The 15,220-nt window shown below is 71.0% G+C and carries 9 protein-coding genes and 1 pseudogene; 1 reads left to right on the top strand and 9 read right to left on the bottom strand.

The window, feature by feature from the left end:
* Nucleotides 1–75: 75 nt before the first annotated feature.
* The 9 genes and pseudogenes from AMK22_RS06495 to AMK22_RS06455 all read right to left on the bottom strand — a co-directional run bounded on the left by AMK22_RS06495 (nt 76) and on the right by AMK22_RS06455 (nt 13,964).
* Nucleotides 76–2,448, bottom strand: a complete 2,373-nt coding sequence (locus tag AMK22_RS06495; RefSeq protein ID WP_073782256.1) for a M9 family metallopeptidase — start codon at nt 2,446–2,448, stop codon at nt 76–78.
* Between the two features lie 755 nt (nt 2,449–3,203).
* Nucleotides 3,204–3,935: a GntR family transcriptional regulator gene (locus AMK22_RS06490; protein ID WP_073782255.1), complete on the bottom strand. Its 732-nt coding sequence runs from the start codon at nt 3,933–3,935 to the stop codon at nt 3,204–3,206.
* Between the two features lie 86 nt (nt 3,936–4,021).
* Nucleotides 4,022–4,318, bottom strand: coding sequence for a proline racemase family protein (locus AMK22_RS42235; RefSeq protein WP_073782254.1), 297 nt, complete (start codon nt 4,316–4,318; stop codon nt 4,022–4,024).
* 157 nt (nt 4,319–4,475) lie between these two features.
* Nucleotides 4,476–5,387: a dihydrodipicolinate synthase family protein gene (locus AMK22_RS06480; RefSeq protein WP_073782253.1), complete on the bottom strand. Its 912-nt coding sequence runs from the start codon at nt 5,385–5,387 to the stop codon at nt 4,476–4,478.
* Nucleotides 5,388–5,715: 328 nt separating this feature from the next.
* Nucleotides 5,716–5,919: a hypothetical protein gene (locus tag AMK22_RS40605; protein ID WP_073782252.1), complete on the bottom strand. Its 204-nt coding sequence runs from the start codon at nt 5,917–5,919 to the stop codon at nt 5,716–5,718.
* 167 nt (nt 5,920–6,086) lie between these two features.
* Nucleotides 6,087–6,281, bottom strand: a pseudogene (locus tag AMK22_RS06470) (FAD-dependent oxidoreductase); the annotation flags it as partial.
* Nucleotides 6,282–6,465: 184 nt separating this feature from the next.
* Nucleotides 6,466–8,208: a pyruvate dehydrogenase gene (locus tag AMK22_RS06465; RefSeq protein ID WP_073782251.1), complete on the bottom strand. Its 1,743-nt coding sequence runs from the start codon at nt 8,206–8,208 to the stop codon at nt 6,466–6,468.
* Between the two features lie 65 nt (nt 8,209–8,273).
* Entirely contained in the window at nt 8,274–9,953 is a 1,680-nt protein-coding gene (locus AMK22_RS06460) for a protein phosphatase 2C domain-containing protein (RefSeq protein ID WP_073782250.1), read from the bottom strand.
* 246 nt (nt 9,954–10,199) lie between these two features.
* On the bottom strand, nt 10,200–13,964 hold the full coding sequence (locus tag AMK22_RS06455) for a S8 family peptidase (protein WP_073782249.1): 3,765 nt from the start codon (nt 13,962–13,964) through the stop codon (nt 10,200–10,202).
* A gap of 209 nt (nt 13,965–14,173) precedes the next feature.
* On the opposite strand from AMK22_RS06455, the gene AMK22_RS06450 reads away from it, so the two are divergent.
* The gene (locus AMK22_RS06450; protein WP_073782248.1) at nt 14,174–15,163 is read left to right on the top strand and encodes a helix-turn-helix domain-containing protein; all 990 of its coding nucleotides are present in this window, start codon (nt 14,174–14,176) and stop codon (nt 15,161–15,163) included.
* Nucleotides 15,164–15,220 lie beyond the last annotated feature (57 nt).

Here is a 15,220-nt window from a genome sequence, read left to right as displayed (position 1 = left end):
GACGGTGACGGCAGGTCTGCCCGCGGAGGGGGATCCCTCTGCGGGCAGACCTTCGTCGTGCGCGTCCGAAGGTGCTCAGTACTTGGTGGAGACGGTCACGCCGTCGAATCCTTCAACGGCGTGCAGGCTGATGAAGCGGTCCCCGGCTTCCGGGTGGTCGATGGTCAGCGTGTGCTCGTTCCCGGCGCCGACGGCCCGGCTGGTGTAGGCGGTGGTGGTCGCCCACTTGTCCGCGTTGTAGTAGAGGTCCGCGTCGCCCGTGCCGCCGGTCACGGTGATCTGCAGCTGAGCGGTGCCCGCCGGAATGCGTACGTACAGATAGGCGTAGTCGTCCTTGACCGCCTTCAACCCGCTGCGCTTGCAGTCCTTGCCCAGCTCCCTGGTGTCCTTCCCGGCGCACTCGCCCCCGGGCTCGGTGGGCGTGCCGCCGCCGCAGCTGCCGGCCGCGCAGGCGTTCAGCCAGGTGTTCCAGTCGGCTTCGTAACGGTCGCCGATGGTCGATGTGAGCAGGGTGCGGGCACCGTCCCAGTCACCCTTGCGGTAGAGGCCGAGGAGCGTGTCGATGTCCGCGCGGTGGGACTCCAGCATGTAACGGACGGCCAGATAACCCCAGTTGTAGACTCGGGTCTGGTCGGCGTTCTCGTAGGTGGTGTCGAACAGGGTCCGCAGGGTGTAGGTGTGGTTCGCGGCCTGGGCGGCGGCGTCGTCGTAGTCGACCTTGCGGTACGAGTAGGAGACGTACTCCGCGAATCCCTCGACCCACCAGACGGTCGGCGTGGTCAGTCCGTCCTCGAAGTCGCCGTGCATGTTGAAGCGGCCGTCGAGGTAGTGCGTGTACTCGTGGTTCAGGTTCCAGATCTGGAAGTCGGGGCGGGTCCACTCGGCCTCGTAGGCGATGAACCGGGGCTGATTGCCTTCCGCGGCGGGGTCGCCTTCCAGGTACATGCCGCCGTTGTTGGTGTTGATGCCGTAGATCGCGCCGGCGTAGGTCTGGTAGTCGGTGCTGGAGTCGAAGACCACGACCTCGATGGTCTTGTTGTTGTCGTCGGCGACCGGTCCGTTGTCCCGGGCCACCTCGTGGAAGTAGGCGTCCTGGTTGCGCAGGCTGGTGCAGCTGGCCTCAAGTTCCTCCGCGGCCATGTCCTGCGCCCGGATGGTGATGCTGTCGCTACAGGTGTGCTTCACCGGCAGGACGGCCTTCTCGAGACGCTCCGCGAGGTCACAGGTGCCGTAGTTCGAGCAGTTCGCCTTGTCGTAGGCCTCGACCATCTGCGCCATGGCAACCCAGAGCGGGGCGGTGGGGCCGGTGATGGAACTCTTGCCGAGCAGTCCGACAACCAACGGGCTCGCCTTGGGGCGCAGGGAGTCTTCCTTGAGGAAGCGGCCGAGCTCGAGTCCCGCGTTGGAGGCGAGGAACGACTGCTTGGTGCCCAGCAGGTCGAGATGGCTCGACGCGAAGTCGCTGAGGGCCTGCATCACGCTGGGGTCGGCCTCCACCGCGGCGATGAACTCCGGCACCTGGTGGCCGCGGAAGAACACCGTGTACACGCTGTTCACCGCGTTGACCATGTACCAGAAGTCGTTGTACGAGGAGTCGTAGTCGGCCAGCAGCCGCTTGACGACAGACAGGTAGCGGGCGTTCTCCACGGCGCTGTCGATCAATATGACGGCCTCGGACAGGGTCTGCCCGTTTTCGTCGGTGACGTCGAAGGCGTGCGAGGAGGCGAAGAACGCGTCGAGCGCGCCCTGGATGGCCGTACGCAGCTCCGGCCCGTAGCTGCCCACCGTGTCGGGGTCGTAGAACTGCACGTAGTACCCGGCTCGGAGATAGAGGACCAGCTGGGGCATGCCGGTACTGCTGTCGCCGGGGTAGGCGGCCGATCCCTCGCGCATGGCGTTGGCGACGGTGACCATCTGCGCCTCGCGGAAGGCCAGATTGCCGTCGTTGCCCTTGACGCGGAACAGCGTGTTGACGCAGTCGGTCGTCGATGACTTGATCTGTTGGACCAGCTCGCTTCCGGTGCGGCTGGTGAAGTCGCTGACATTGCACTCGGCCGCGGCCTTGGCCTTGGAGTCGGCCTTCATCGACGGCGCCAGGTGGCTCGGGAGCGTGGCTCCGGGGTCGTCGTAGTCCCGCCGCAGCGCGTCCTTGGATGCGGACAACGGCGGGCGGTCGGCGGCCTTGAGGGCCTTGCGGCCGAAGTGGTCGACGTCGTCCGCGGGCGCGGTCGGCGCCCCGGCGGAGGGGCCGACCGGCCCTGCGGCGGACCCGCCGCCCGTACGGACCGGACCGGCGTCGCCGGTCCGGGTGTGACCGGTTGCCGCCGAAACGGCGGAGCGCTGCTCGACGGCCTGGCTCGGTGCGGAGAGCAGGCCCACGCCCAGGCATGCTGCCAGGACTGCAGTGGACAATCCGGTGAATCGTTGTCGAACCGTTCGGTTCTTCACGTGCCGCCTCCCAGCGGTGTGTCAACCGCGCGACTGCGCGGGTGGGGGGATTGCGAGGAAGCGGACGGGGGATGGCATGAGCACACTCACTTCCTTCGCGGGCTGTACAATGGCACATGTCACATGTCCTTAGGAACCCCTCTCGCACACATTGCTCTTCAGAACAATTCGCGGCTCGTGCAAGGGAATTCGTCCGACCGTCGGTATGCACCGGTCGCTGCCGCCGGACGCCTCACCGAGGAGCAGTCGTCCGGGCCGGATCCCGAACCCCGCCTCCTGGACCGGGGCTTCGTACACCGCCGAGAAGCCGAGGAGTGACGATCGCCGTCCGACGCCTCTTCCGCCGAGCCCGCCCGGACGCCCGGGAGAGGCCGCTGTCCGGGGCGCGGCCGGCCGGCCCGGATGCCGGGCGGCGCGCCTCCGTCGGTGGACTCCTGCCATCCGTGGGCGCGCCACAGCCCGCACGCACGGCAGCGGTCGCTACGGGAACGGTGCTCGGCGAACTCCGTCTCCTGGAGGAGCGCCGGGCGACCGGGCGACGAGGAACACGCTTCAGCCGTCCCCGCGCAGGATCGGCGTGCGGATCGAGGACGATCGGCTGATCACGGCCGACGGTGCCCGGGTGATGTCGTCCACGCCGCGCACCGCCGACGGGATCGATAAGTGGATGGCCACCCCGCTGGAGGCCGATCCGGAGGAACGGCGCCTCGCGGTCGAGGAGCGGCCCGCGGACGCCGAGGACCGGCGTCCGGCGATCAGCCCTCGGCCGTCGGCCGGGACGCCGTTTCGGACCCGGCGCCTCGCACGACCTCGCCCGGCTCGTCGCCGTCGTCGGCCCAGATCGATCTGACATGGGACATGTGCGTCAGCATGCGTTTCTCGGCACCCTGTGCGTCACCGGCGATCATGAGATCGAGCAGTTGGATGTGCTCCTCGGCGGACGCGTTCAACTGCCCCGATTCCGACAGCCGGTTGAGGCCGAAGAGCCGAGACCGCTTGCGCAGGTTGCCGACCTCCTCCACCAGTCTGCGGTTGCCCGCAAGACCGAGCAGTTCGAGATGGAAGCGCCGGTCGGCCTCCAGGTACCCGATGATGTCGTGCTCGGCGGCGGCCGCCACGATCGCCTCGGCCAGCGGTCGCAGCGCCCTCAGCTCCGCGGTCTTGCCCATTCCGGCAATCCGGCCGACGGTGGGGACCTCGATCATGGCGCGCAGTTCGGTGAAGTCGTCGAGATCCTGCGCGGTCAGCTCCGTCACACGGAAACCCTTGTTGCGGACCGCTTCGACCAGCCCCTCCCGCGCCAGATCGAGCATCGCTTCGCGCACCGGCGTGGCGGACACCCCGAACTGGGCGGCGAGAGTAGGAGCGGAATAGACCACGCCCGGCCGCAGGTCGCCGGCGATCAGAGCCGCCCTGAGCGCGCTGGCCACCCGGTCGCGCAAGTGCTCGTGCGCCGAGAGGGCGTTGAGCATTGTCAGGGGGGCCATATGCATTCCTCCAGCGCCGTACGGGCTCTCAGAATACAATGTCACGTTTTTTCCACGGCCTCGGTCGTACCCGCCCTGTTTCCCCATCAGTTGATGAGTCCGCGGGCGCCTCGGGCACGGCCCCGAACACTGTGCCGGGCCGCCCCGAGCCGCGGTCTCACAGCACGAATCCCTCGGGGAAGGGGTCGGTCGGATCGAGGAAGAACTGCGCGGTACCGGTGATCGATGAACTGCACGTGCTGGAGGCCGTTGATGTCCGGGTCCTCGGGGTGACCGGGACGGTCGGCGCTGTTGACCTCGTCCATCAGGGCGAGCCCCGCCGCCAGGATGTCCTCCTTGCGACGGCGGTCGAACGGTAGCCCCAGGCCGGAGAGTTGGACCATGGCGTAGAAGTTCCCGCCGTGGGCGAGGTCGTAGCCGCACCGTCCCGTACCCGGGTACGGCCGCCGTCCGGCCGAGTGCGACGCTGAACGGCGACCACCGGCCCCCCCGGAGGGGGACGGTGACGGCCGGGCCCGTGCCCGGGTGGTACGACGATGCTCAGCTGTGCCCTGCGGCCAGGGCCTTCTCCGTCGCCGAACGCACGGCCGCCTCGTCGTCCGCGGGGAGCGGGAAACGCGGCGGACGGGTGCGACCGCCGTGGCGCCCGGCCACGTCCATGGACGCCTTGATGGCCTGGACGAACTCGGGCTTGGAGTCCCACCGCAGGAGCGGGTGCAGTTCCCGGTACAGCGGCAGCGCCGTCGCCAGGTCCCCGGTCACGGCGGCGCGGTACAGCTCGACACAGCTGGACGGCAGCATGTTCGGACACCCGGCGATCCAGCCGGCCGCCCCGGCGAGGGCCAGTTCCAGCAGTACGTCGTCGGCGCCCACGAGCAGGTCGAGTTCCGGCGCCCGTTCGCGGATCTCGTACGCCCTACGGACGTCGCCGGTGAACTCCTTGACCGCGACGATGCTGCCCTCCTGGTGCATCTCGGCGAGCAGGCCGGGTGTCATGTCCACCTTGGTGTCGTACGGGTTGTTGTACGCGACGACCGGAATCCCGACGTCGGCCACGTCGGCGTAGTGGGCGTGGACGGCCGCTTCCTCGCACCGGTATCCGTTGGGCGGCAGGAGCAGCACGGAACCGGCGCCCGCCTCGGCCGCCTGCTGCGCCCAGCGCCGTGACTCCGCGCTGCCGTAGGCGGAGACGCCCGGCATGACCCGGTCGCCGTCGCCCGCCGCCTCCACCGCGACCCGGACCATCCGCTCGCGTTCCTCGTCGGTCAGGGTCTGGTACTCGCCCAGCGATCCGTTGGGCACCACTCCGTCGCAGCCCGCCTCGATGAGCTGCCGCACGTGAGTGGCGTAGGCGTCGTAGTCGATCGTGCCGTCGGCGTGCAGAGTCAGCGGGGTGGCGACCATGATTCCCTGCCAGGGGCGGGTGCGTGCGTGCGGGGTGTTCTGCTGCATCGTGGCTCCTTGAGAGTGGTTGACAGAACATGACGGGCGCGGCATCACGAAGCGCGCACAGCGGGTGCCGTACGCGGCGCGGGGCGCGCCCGCGACGCGCCGGGTTCCGGGACCGGGCACGTCGGGGCCCGGCCGGGGTGCGCCGGACGCCGCACGCCGGTGGCCCGGGGTCCGGCGGGCCTCCCGGCGGCATGGCCGGAAGGGTCTGCCGGGAGGCTCGCGCGTCCGGCGCGGTGCATCGCAGGGCGGAGGAGCGCCCTCGCACCCCTCCCGGCGACGTTCGCCCCGACAAGCTTTCCCGGGAGGGGCACTAGTGCCGCTCCCGGCACTAGCCGGGATCGGCCGGTTCGGCGGCGAGTTCGGACAGCTTCACGGGGCAGGCCGGCGGGCGGTGCACTGCGCCCATCAGCGCGGCGGCGACGCTCTGGCGGGGCAGTGCTCGGACGGGCCGCCCGTCGAGGGTCGGCCGGAAGGGCGGTACGGGCTCGGCGCCGACGCGTTCGGCCGGCCCCCATGCACAGGTGCGTCTCACTGTTTCCTTCCCTGGGACATCGGGGCATCGGGACGCCGGAGCCCGACCTGACGGGGTGTCGCGGGCCGTTGTGTCGCGTCGGCGCGGGCGCCCTTGTGCCGGGCACGGGCGTCCGTCCCGCGGCCATGGCGCGTCGCCCGCGGACGACGCGCCGCCGCGACTCGTCGTCACGCGGCATGGGACGGGGTGTCGAACCGGCCCGGCGCGAACGGCCCGGGATCGATCGCGGGCCGGCGTCCCGGGATCGCGTCGGCGATCAGCGATCCGGTGGCCGGGGCCGGCCCGATCCCGGCCCCTTCGTGGCCACAGGCGTGGAAAGGCCCCGGCAGCCGGGGGTCCGGGCCGATCGCCGACAGATGATCGGAGACCTTGTCGGACACCAGGAGGTCTCCCTCCCCGGCACCGACGATGACGACATCCAAAGGCTGCCTCATGACCACGCCAGTAATATGTCACATTGCTTCAGGGTCGCCAAGGGGGCGGACAAAGGCAGTTGATGTCACATCGGCTGCCCTTGAGGACCCCGGGTCCACCGGGAGAACGCGCTCAGGGACGGGGCACGTTGCGCAGGTTGGAGCGGGCCATCTGGACCATCCGGCCGACTCCGCCGTCCAGCACGATCTTGCTGGCGGAGAGCGCGAAACCGGTCACCATCTCGGCGCTGATCCTCGGCGGGATGGAGAGCGCATTGGGGTCGGTGACGACGTCGACGAGGGCCGGGCCCTTGTGCTTGAAGGCGTCCTTGAGGGCACTCTCCAGCTGTTTGGGCTTCTCCACCCGCACTCCGTAGGCCCCGGCCGCTCGGGCGACGGCCGCGAAGTCGGGGTTCTTGTTGGCGGTACCGAACGAGGGAAGCCCGGCCACCAGCATCTCCAACTCGACCATGCTGAGCGACGAATTGTTGAACAGGACCACCTTGACCGGCAGGTCGTACTGCACGAGCGTGAGGAAGTCGCCCATCAGCATGGTGAATCCGCCGTCGCCGGACATCGACACCACCTGCCGGTCCCGGTCGACGAACTGGGCCCCGATGGCCTGCGGGAGCGCGTTGGCCATCGAGCCGTGACTGAAGGAACCGATGACGCGGCGCTTGCCGTTGGGCGAGAGATAGCGTGCGGCCCAGACGTTGCACATGCCGGTGTCGACGGTGAACACGGCGTCCTCGTCGGCCAGTCCGTCCAACACCGAGGCGACGTACTCGGGGTGGATCGGGATGTGCTTCTCGACCTTGCGGGTGTACGCCTTGACCACGCCCTCCAGCGCGTCCGCGTGCTTCTTCAGCATCCGGTCGAGGAACTTGCGGTCGGTCCGGGGCTTCACCCTCGGGGTCAGACAGCGCAGTGTCTCGCGCACATCGCCCCAGATCGCCAGATCCAGCTTGGAACGGCGACCGAGGTGCTCGGGACGCACATCGACCTGGACGATCTTCACATCGTCGGGGAGGAACGCCTGGTACGGGAAGTCGGTACCGAGCAGGATGAGGAGGTCGCACTCGTTGGTCGCCTCGTAGGCGGCGCCGTAACCGAGCAGCCCGCTCATGCCCACGTCGTACGGGTTGTCGTACTGGATCCACTCCTTGCCCCGCAGCGCGTGCCCGACCGGGGCCTTGACCCGTTCGGCGAACTCCATCACCTCGGCATGGGCGCCCGCCGTGCCGCTGCCGCAGAACAGCGTCACGCGTTTCGCCTCGTCGACCATCCGGCAGAGCTTCTCGATCTCCGCGTCCCCGGGCCGCACCGTCGGCCGCGTGGTGACCAGGGCGTGTTCCACCGCCCTGTCCGGGGCGGGCTGGGAGGCGATGTCGCCCGGCATCGTGACGACGCTGACCCCGCCCCGGCCGATCGCGTGCTGGATGGCCGTCTGGAGCAACCGCGGCATCTGCCGGGGGTTGGAGATCATCTCGTTGTAGTGGCTGCACTCCCGGAACAGCAGGTCCGGATGGGTCTCCTGGAAGTAGCCGAGCCCGATCTCGCCGGACGGGATGTGCGAGGCGAGGGCGAGGACGGGTGCCATGGAGCGGTGGGCGTCGTAGAGGCCGTTGATGAGATGCAGATTGCCGGGGCCGCACGACCCGGCGCAGGCCGCCAGCGAGCCGGTGACCTGGGCCTCGGCCCCGGCGGCGAACGCGGCGGTCTCCTCGTGCCGGACCTGGATCCAGTCGATGGCCGAGTTGCGCCGGATGGCGTCGACGACCGGGTTGAGACTGTCGCCGACGACACCGTACATACGCCTCACGCCCGCCCGGACGAGGATGTCGACGAACTGCTCCGACACGTTCTGCTTCGCCATGGGTGCGTACCCTTTCCGCGCTTCGGCTTCCGGACTCCGCATCCATCAACCCATGGCGTGCGCGATTACGCCTCCCAGACGGCGGCGCTCGTACGGTCGTCGGAGTAGCCCTTCACCCTGAGCTGAGTGTCCGTGAGGAAGGCCGCGAGCCCCGGTGCCTCACCGCCGGTCCAGCGTTCGGCGAGTTCCCCGGCCAGTGCCGGTTCGTCGCGCAGCGGTGCGGCGAGCCCGGGGCTGCACAGCAGCAGCATGTCACCCGACCGGGCCACCGAGGCCCGGAAGCGGAACGGCTCGGCAGGACGGTCGCCACCGGCGGCGGCGCCTCCCGGGCGGGACGACTCCCCGTTTGCGGAACCGGACTCCCCAACCTTCTCCCCACCGATCGCTCCGTTTTCGGTGTTCCCGGCGTTTTCGGTGTTCCCGGTGTTTCCGGTGTTTCCGGTGTTTCCGGTGTTTCCGGTGTTTCCGGTGTTTCCGGTGTTGCCTCCGTCCAGGGCGTTCCCGACGGAAGGCCCGGCCCGGTGCGAAGTCCCCGGTTCGAGGTCCTGCCAGACGCCGTCGCGCAGGCGGAAGAACCCACCGGCACCGATGCCGAAGAAGATCCTGGTACGGCAGTCGGGATCGGCGGACAGCAGGAGGCAACGCAGCCCCGCCGAGTACTGCCAGGGTTCGAGCCCCAGCTCGGCGGCACGGGCGCGCAGCCTGCCGAACCCGCGGTCGGTGAGCCGGTGCAGACCGGACTTCAGCTCGCCGCGCCGTCCGGCCCTTATGTCCTCGGTCAGGCGGAGATGGCTGCGCCCGATCGCACCGCCGATCCAGCGACAGGCGTCGGCCGCGGCCAGGTGCGCCTGCTCGGAGGCACGGGTTCCGGTGGCGACGGCCACCAGGAGAAGCGCCTCCCGGTCGGCGCCGAAGCGTGCGGTGAGCAAGGCGTCGCGCCGGTGCTCGCCGCGGAACCGCGCCGAGTCCCCGCGCACCGAGGCGGCACGCAAGGTGTAGGTGCCGTACCGGGCTCCGTCGAGCACCGTGTCGGCGGCGACGAGACCGTCCAGTTCCTGGGGGACGGTGACGGGCAGCGCGGTGGGCTCGGCGTCGTACGTGGCCGGCCGGTCGCCCACGTGGGTGCGCGCGGGACGCGGCACGGCAGGAGCGGGGGCCACGGGCGGTCCCGCGGACGACGGCAGGGCGGCGGGCGTCGACGGACCGGCGAGCGCCACTGGTCCGGCGGGCATCGACGAATCAGGCGCCACCGGCGGTCCGACGGGTGTCGACCGGCCAGGAACCGCCACTGGTCCGGCAGGCGTCGACGGGCCAGGGATCTTCGGTGGTCCGGTGTGCATCGGCGCGGCGGGGCCCGTCTGCGGCCCCGTGGGCGGCGGGGCGGTGAAGTCCGCGAAGGTGCGCGGGCTCGGCGGGCCGGCCGATGCGGACCCGGGGGCGGGTGCGTTCTCCTCGGGCGGCTCCCAGGGGGCACGCGTCCGTAACGTCGTCCGGCACGGCTCCGGCTCCGGCTCCGGCTCCGGCTCCGGCTCCGGCTCCGGGAGCAGTGTCCCCGCGCTCCCCCCGTTCCCCGCCGGACCGACCGCCCTCGCCACCGAGTCGAAGCGGTCGTCGAGGGTGTCACCGGTGTCGCCCGCACCACCCGGGCCACTCGCACCGCCCTGCCCGGTGTCCCTGTCGGTCTCGTCGTACAGCCTGTCCCACCAGTCGTCCTCGTCGGCGGGCCGCTCCCCCTGCTGGCTCATACCCTTGATTGTCCACCGCACGGGCCGCACGGAAACGGCGCATGACGAAAACACGACGCGCCGCGCGCACGGCGCGTCCGTGCACCCCGGTCGTGCAAACCGGTCGCGCAAACCGGGACCCCGGCCATGCGATCCGAGGCCCCGGTCGTGCGATCCGAGGTCCCCGGTCCCCGGCCATGCAAAAGGTCCGCCGGACGGACCCACCCCCCCACGGGAAAGCCGTCCGGCGGACCGGTCAGGTCGTGATCAACGCACGGCGTACGCGTCGCTCACGGTCTGGACGACGGAGTTGCCGTTGGCGTCCGTCAGTTCGGTCTTCAGCGTGACCGGCTTCCCGGCCGCGCCCGCGTGGTTCACGGTCGCGGTCCAGTGGCCGTCGCGCTGCGCGGTGGTGCCCTCGGTCCAGGTCTTGCCGCCGTCGTACGAGTACGAGACCTTGGCGGCGACCAGCTTGCCGGGCGTGTAGCCCGCGTGACCGACGGCGCTCAGCCCGATCGTCCGGCCGTCCTGTGCCGGAAGGGTCTTCAGCCCGTCCGCGTCCAGGTCGTAGCTCGGGAAGAGCAGCGGAATGCCCTGGGAGTAGGCGCTCTCGTCCCGGTGGGAACGGAACTTCCAGGTCGTCCGGGTCTGGGTGGACCGCTTCCACACGGCGGCGGGCTGGCCGAACTTCGCGGTATCCATGGTGAGTTCATACTCCGCGTCCTCGGCCGGCACGGTGAACACCCCGGACGGCCAGGAGGACTCGCCGATCACCTTGCCGCCACTGGTGAGCCGCATGCTGCCGGTGTCACCGAAGGAGCCCTGGATGCCCATGTGCTCGGTGTCGCCCCAGAACGCGGGGGCCACGCCGATCAGGTTGTCCTGCCGTTCGGCGGCCAGCTGGAGCTCGCCGTCGGCGTCGCGCGGTGCGGTCGGGGCCAGGATGCCCCGGTACCAGTTCTCCGTGCGCTTCGAGCCCGCGGTGTACGTACGCGCCCGGTCGGCCATGGCCTCGCCCCAGGGGAAGCTGGAGGAGAGGTAGCGCGTCCAGGCGGTGTCGCCCGCCGAGTAGTACTCGGTGCGCTTGCCGGGGACGGCGACGGAGTCGCTGGCGGCGGAGAACAGCCCGCCGTACGGCCGAGCCATGATCATCGTGTCGACGTAGTCCGCCGCGACGCCCATCGCCTCGTAGGCCGAGGTGACCGTGCCGAGCTTCTTGTCCCGGACCTGGTAGGTGCGGTCCGAGGTGAGAGGGCCGGTCTCGGGGAAGGCGAGGTTGTAGACGAACGGGCTGACGGCGGTGGCCTTCCAGCGCAGCGTCACCGGGCCCTCGGCCAGGGCGGCCTTCAGCGCGGCGGCCTCGCCCGCCTCGATGCCGAGCGACGGCACCGACGCCTGGCCGAACCCGGCCGACGGCTGCCAGGGACCCGCGGCCGGGCGGTGGACGACGACGGCCTTCGCGCCCGCGGCCTTCGCGTCGCGCGCCTGGGTGTGCACGTACCCGTCGTCGCCGACCTCGACCAGTGCGATCTTCCCCTCGACGCCCGCGGCCCTCAGCTCGTCGGGGGTGCCCTTTCCGGCGTCGACGAGCGCGGCCTCGCCCGTTCCGTCGAGGTTGACGGAACCGGTGCTCGCCACCCTCGGGTGCAGTGCGGCGCCGCCGACGACCGACAGCTCCTCGATCTGCGGGGCGTACGCGCGCCAGAAGCTGGAGAACTCGAAGTCGCCGTCGCGCGCCTTGCCCTGCACGTCCGCCAGGTAGTTCTTGACGCTGCCGGTACCGGTGACGGAGCCGGAGTGCAGCCAGGTGCCGTCCCACGAGCGGCCGAACGCGAGGGTCGTGGAGCGGTTCTCGGAGGCGCGGTCCGCGGTCTTCACCCGGAGCCGGTGGGCCTTGCGGGCGTCGAGCACCACGGTGGTGTCCTTGGTGACGTCGAGCTGCGGACGGGCGAGGTAGCCGACGGACTCGGCCATGCGGCCCGTGGCGTCCGCGGTGTCCGGCGTGACGACGAACCCGGAGACGAAGTACGCGCCGGGGCGCAGCCGGTAGACCTGGTCGGCGGCGCCGTCGTTGAAGCGGCGCTCGCCGCTGGAGGTGTCGGTTCCGATGACGTCCAGCGAGGAGGAGCCCGTGGCGGGCTTGCCGGCGCGGTCGATCAGCTTGACGCGCAGGGTGACGGTCTCCGGCTCGACGTACAGGGAGAACGGGGTGGAGACCTTCGCACCGCCGGGCCCGGTGGCCAGGACGCGTCCGGTGACATCGCCGTACTGGGCGGCCTTCAACTTCGCGGACGGGTCGATGCGCAGCGGGACCTTCACGGTGGCCCCGGCCGGGACGGTGACGGTCTTCGTGTCCAGCCCGGCGACCGGGGTGCGGACCGCGGAGCCGTCGTTGCCCGTGACGCCCTGGACCTGAAGCGACAGCTTCACCGGCTTGGTGCCGGAGTTGGTGTAGGGGAGGTCCACGGTGGTGCGGTCGTTCCTGTCCTGCGGCCAGTTGAAGGAGCCGGCCTGGACGGCGGGGGCGCCGACGACGGTGGTGTCGATCGCGGCCTCCACATCGAGCCGGCCGGCACCGGTCTCGCGCACGTCGCCGGGGATGTCGCTCTTCGCGGACGACACCAGGGCGGCCTTGATCTGCTGGGCGGTCCAGTCCGGGTGACGCTGCTTCACGATCGCGGCGGCGCCCGCCACGTGCGGGGTGGCCATCGACGTCCCGGACATCGACTGGTAGGCGTAGACGCCCCGGCCGCCCGCCGCCGCGGCGGAGATGGCGACGCCGGGGGCGGCGATCTCCGGCTTGAGGGTGTGCGCGCCGATCGCGGGCCCGCGGCTGGAGAACTGGGCCGTGGAGTCGTCGCGGTCGACGGCGCCGACGGTCAGCACGCTCGGGGCGCAGCCGGGCGAGGAGACGGTGTTGAGCCTCGGGCCGGAGTTGCCCGCCGCGACCACGAACAGCGTGTCCTCGCTTTGGGCGAGCTTCTCGGCGGCGACGCTCATCGGGTCGGTGCAGTCGGTCGGCTCCGGGCTGCCGAGGCTCATGGAGACGACGTCGGCCTTCTGGTCGACGGCCCACTGCATGCCGGCGATGATCCAGGACTCGGCGCCGGAGCCGCCGTCGTTGAGGACCTTGCCGTTGAGCAGTTCGGTGTCGGGGGCGACGCCCTTCTTCCGGCCGTCGCTCGCGGCGCCGGAGCCGCCGACGGTGGAGATGGTGTGGGTGCCGTGGCCCTGCCGGTCGTCGGCGGTGCTGGAGTCGGTGAAGTTCTCCGAGGCGGCGATCCGGCCCTTGAGGTCGGGGTGTTCCGCGTCGGCGCCGGTGTCCAGGACGGCGACCCTGGTGCCCTTGCCGGTGTATCCGGCGGCCCAGGCGAGGTCGGCGCCGATCTGCTTGGTGGACCGGTCGAGCGTGGCGCGGACCTTGCGGTCGAGCCAGAGCTTCTTCAGACCGGCGGCCGAGCGGGAACGGGTGTCGGTGACGTCCGCCCAGAAGTCGGCGGCCGTCTTCTTGTCCGCCTTGAGCGCGACGCCGTCGATGGCGTCGAGCACGAGTCCGCGCTTCGCGCCGCGCGGGGTGGCGGGCGCGGTACGGGCCGCGGCCTCGCCGTAGACGGCGATCAGCGGCAGCGCGGTGGAGTGCGCGTCGTCGTAGCCCTGCCGGACGAGTCCGGTGACGTTGAAGAGTTCCTGGTCGGCCTTGCCCTCGGCCAGTGCCCGGGCGGCGGTGTCGGGGTAGACGTAGAGGTCCTTGCCGGACTGCCTGGTCTGCAGGAGGGGCACGGAGCCGTCCTCGCGGGGCAGCGCGGTGACCGACGCGGCGCCGGAACTGTCCGTGCGCACCAGGACCTTGTCGCCGGTGACCAGGGTGACAGTGACTGGTTCGCCCGCCTTGGAGGTGGCGGACGAACTGCCGGTCAGTGGTCTCTTCTCGGTCGCGTCGTCCTGCGGCGCTGCCGCGGACGGTGCGATCGCGGTGACGGCCAGGACGGCGGCGGTGGCCGCCCCCAGCGCCGTACGCGATATCGGACGCATCGCTCTCCCCAAGTAAAACCGGGTTGCCTCTGAACAAACAGCGGCATTCCGGAAGTTGTCGGTACTGCGGTGGCGCCACATTGGCAGAGCGCGGGGCGATGAAGGGATGATGTGCGCGGCGGGTTTACGCCGTGGCCGCTTTCCGCCACGACCGGCGCCCGGAGTCGGCGACGGCGTGCGGAATCAATGCGTCCGGGAGGGACCGAGAGATGTTGGGGGCCATAGGTCTCGACGAGATACAGGAGTCGGCGTACCGCGCGCTCGTGACCGTGGGGGCCGCCGAGGTGCCCGATCTGGCACACCGGCTCGCGCTCCCCGAGCCGGACACCGAACGGGCGCTGCGCAGGCTGGAGCAGCACGGTCTGGCCGCGCAGTCCTCGTCGCGCACCGGCCGTTGGGTGGCGGCGCCTCCGGCGGTGGCGCTGGGGGCCCTGCTGACGCAGCAGCGCCACGAGCTGGAGCAGGCGGAGCTGGCGGCGGCGCTGCTCGCCGAGGAATACCGGGCGGAGGCCACCGATTCGGCCGTGCACGACCTGGTCGAGGTGGTGACGGGCGCGAGCGCGGTGGCGCACCGCTTCCATCAGTTGCAGCTGGGGGCCACCAGCGAGGTGTGCGCCCTGGTCACCGGGAAGCCGATCGCGGTGAGCGGGACGGAGAACGAGGCCGAGGAGCGGGCCGCCACGCGCGGGGTGTCGTTCCGGGTGGTGGTCGAGCGGGAGGTGCTCTCGTTGCCGTCCGGGATCATGGAGCTCTCGGCGGCGCTGGGCCGCGACGAGCAGTGCCGGGTCGTCGACCGGGTGCCCACCAAGCTGGTCGTCGCCGACGCGGCCCTGGCGATGGTGCCGCTGACCGGCCGGGGCGCGGAGCCCGCGGCGCTGGTCGTGCACGGCTCCGGGCTGCTGGAGTCGCTGATGGGACTGTTCGAGGCGGTGTGGCGGGAGGCGATGCCGCTCCGGTTCGGCGGGGGCGACCTGCTGGAGGAGGTCTCCACCGGACCCGACGCGACGGACCTGGAGATCCTGTCGCTGCTGCTGGCCGGGCTGACGGACGCGAGCGTGGCGAAGCAGCTGGAACTGGGGCTGCGGACCGTGCAGCGGCGGGTGAAGGGCCTGATGGAACTGACGGGGGTGTCCACCCGGCTCCAGCTGGGCTGGCACGCGTACGAGCGGGGCTGGGTGGCCCGGGAGCCCCGGGCCTGACCCGTCGGTGCCCGGGATGCCCGGCGCCGTGGACGGGCGGGACCGGCCGGACTCCGT

It is taken from the genome of Streptomyces sp. CB01580 (assembly GCF_001905795.1).
Lineage (GTDB): Bacteria > Actinomycetota > Actinomycetes > Streptomycetales > Streptomycetaceae > Streptomyces.
The sequence above is the reverse complement of the archived record's forward strand: the minus strand, read 5'-3'. Positions and strand labels throughout refer to the sequence as shown.

What these genes read in the sequence shown, in the direction of transcription:
- AMK22_RS06480 (WP_073782253.1), bottom strand. Translation starts at nt 5,387, where the DNA reads ATGCAGCAGAACACCCCGCACGCACGCACCCGCCCCTGGCAGGGAATC.
- AMK22_RS42235 (WP_073782254.1), bottom strand. Translation starts at nt 4,318, where the DNA reads ATGGTCCAACTCTCCGGCCTGGGGCTACCGTTCGACCGCCGTCGCAAG.
- AMK22_RS06460 (WP_073782250.1), bottom strand. Translation starts at nt 9,953, where the DNA reads ATGAGCCAGCAGGGGGAGCGGCCCGCCGACGAGGACGACTGGTGGGAC.
- AMK22_RS06490 (WP_073782255.1), bottom strand. Translation starts at nt 3,935, where the DNA reads ATGGCCCCCCTGACAATGCTCAACGCCCTCTCGGCGCACGAGCACTTG.
- AMK22_RS06465 (WP_073782251.1), bottom strand. Translation starts at nt 8,208, where the DNA reads ATGGCGAAGCAGAACGTGTCGGAGCAGTTCGTCGACATCCTCGTCCGG.
- AMK22_RS06455 (WP_073782249.1), bottom strand. Translation starts at nt 13,964, where the DNA reads ATGCGTCCGATATCGCGTACGGCGCTGGGGGCGGCCACCGCCGCCGTC.
- AMK22_RS06450 (WP_073782248.1), top strand. Translation starts at nt 14,174, where the DNA reads ATGTTGGGGGCCATAGGTCTCGACGAGATACAGGAGTCGGCGTACCGC.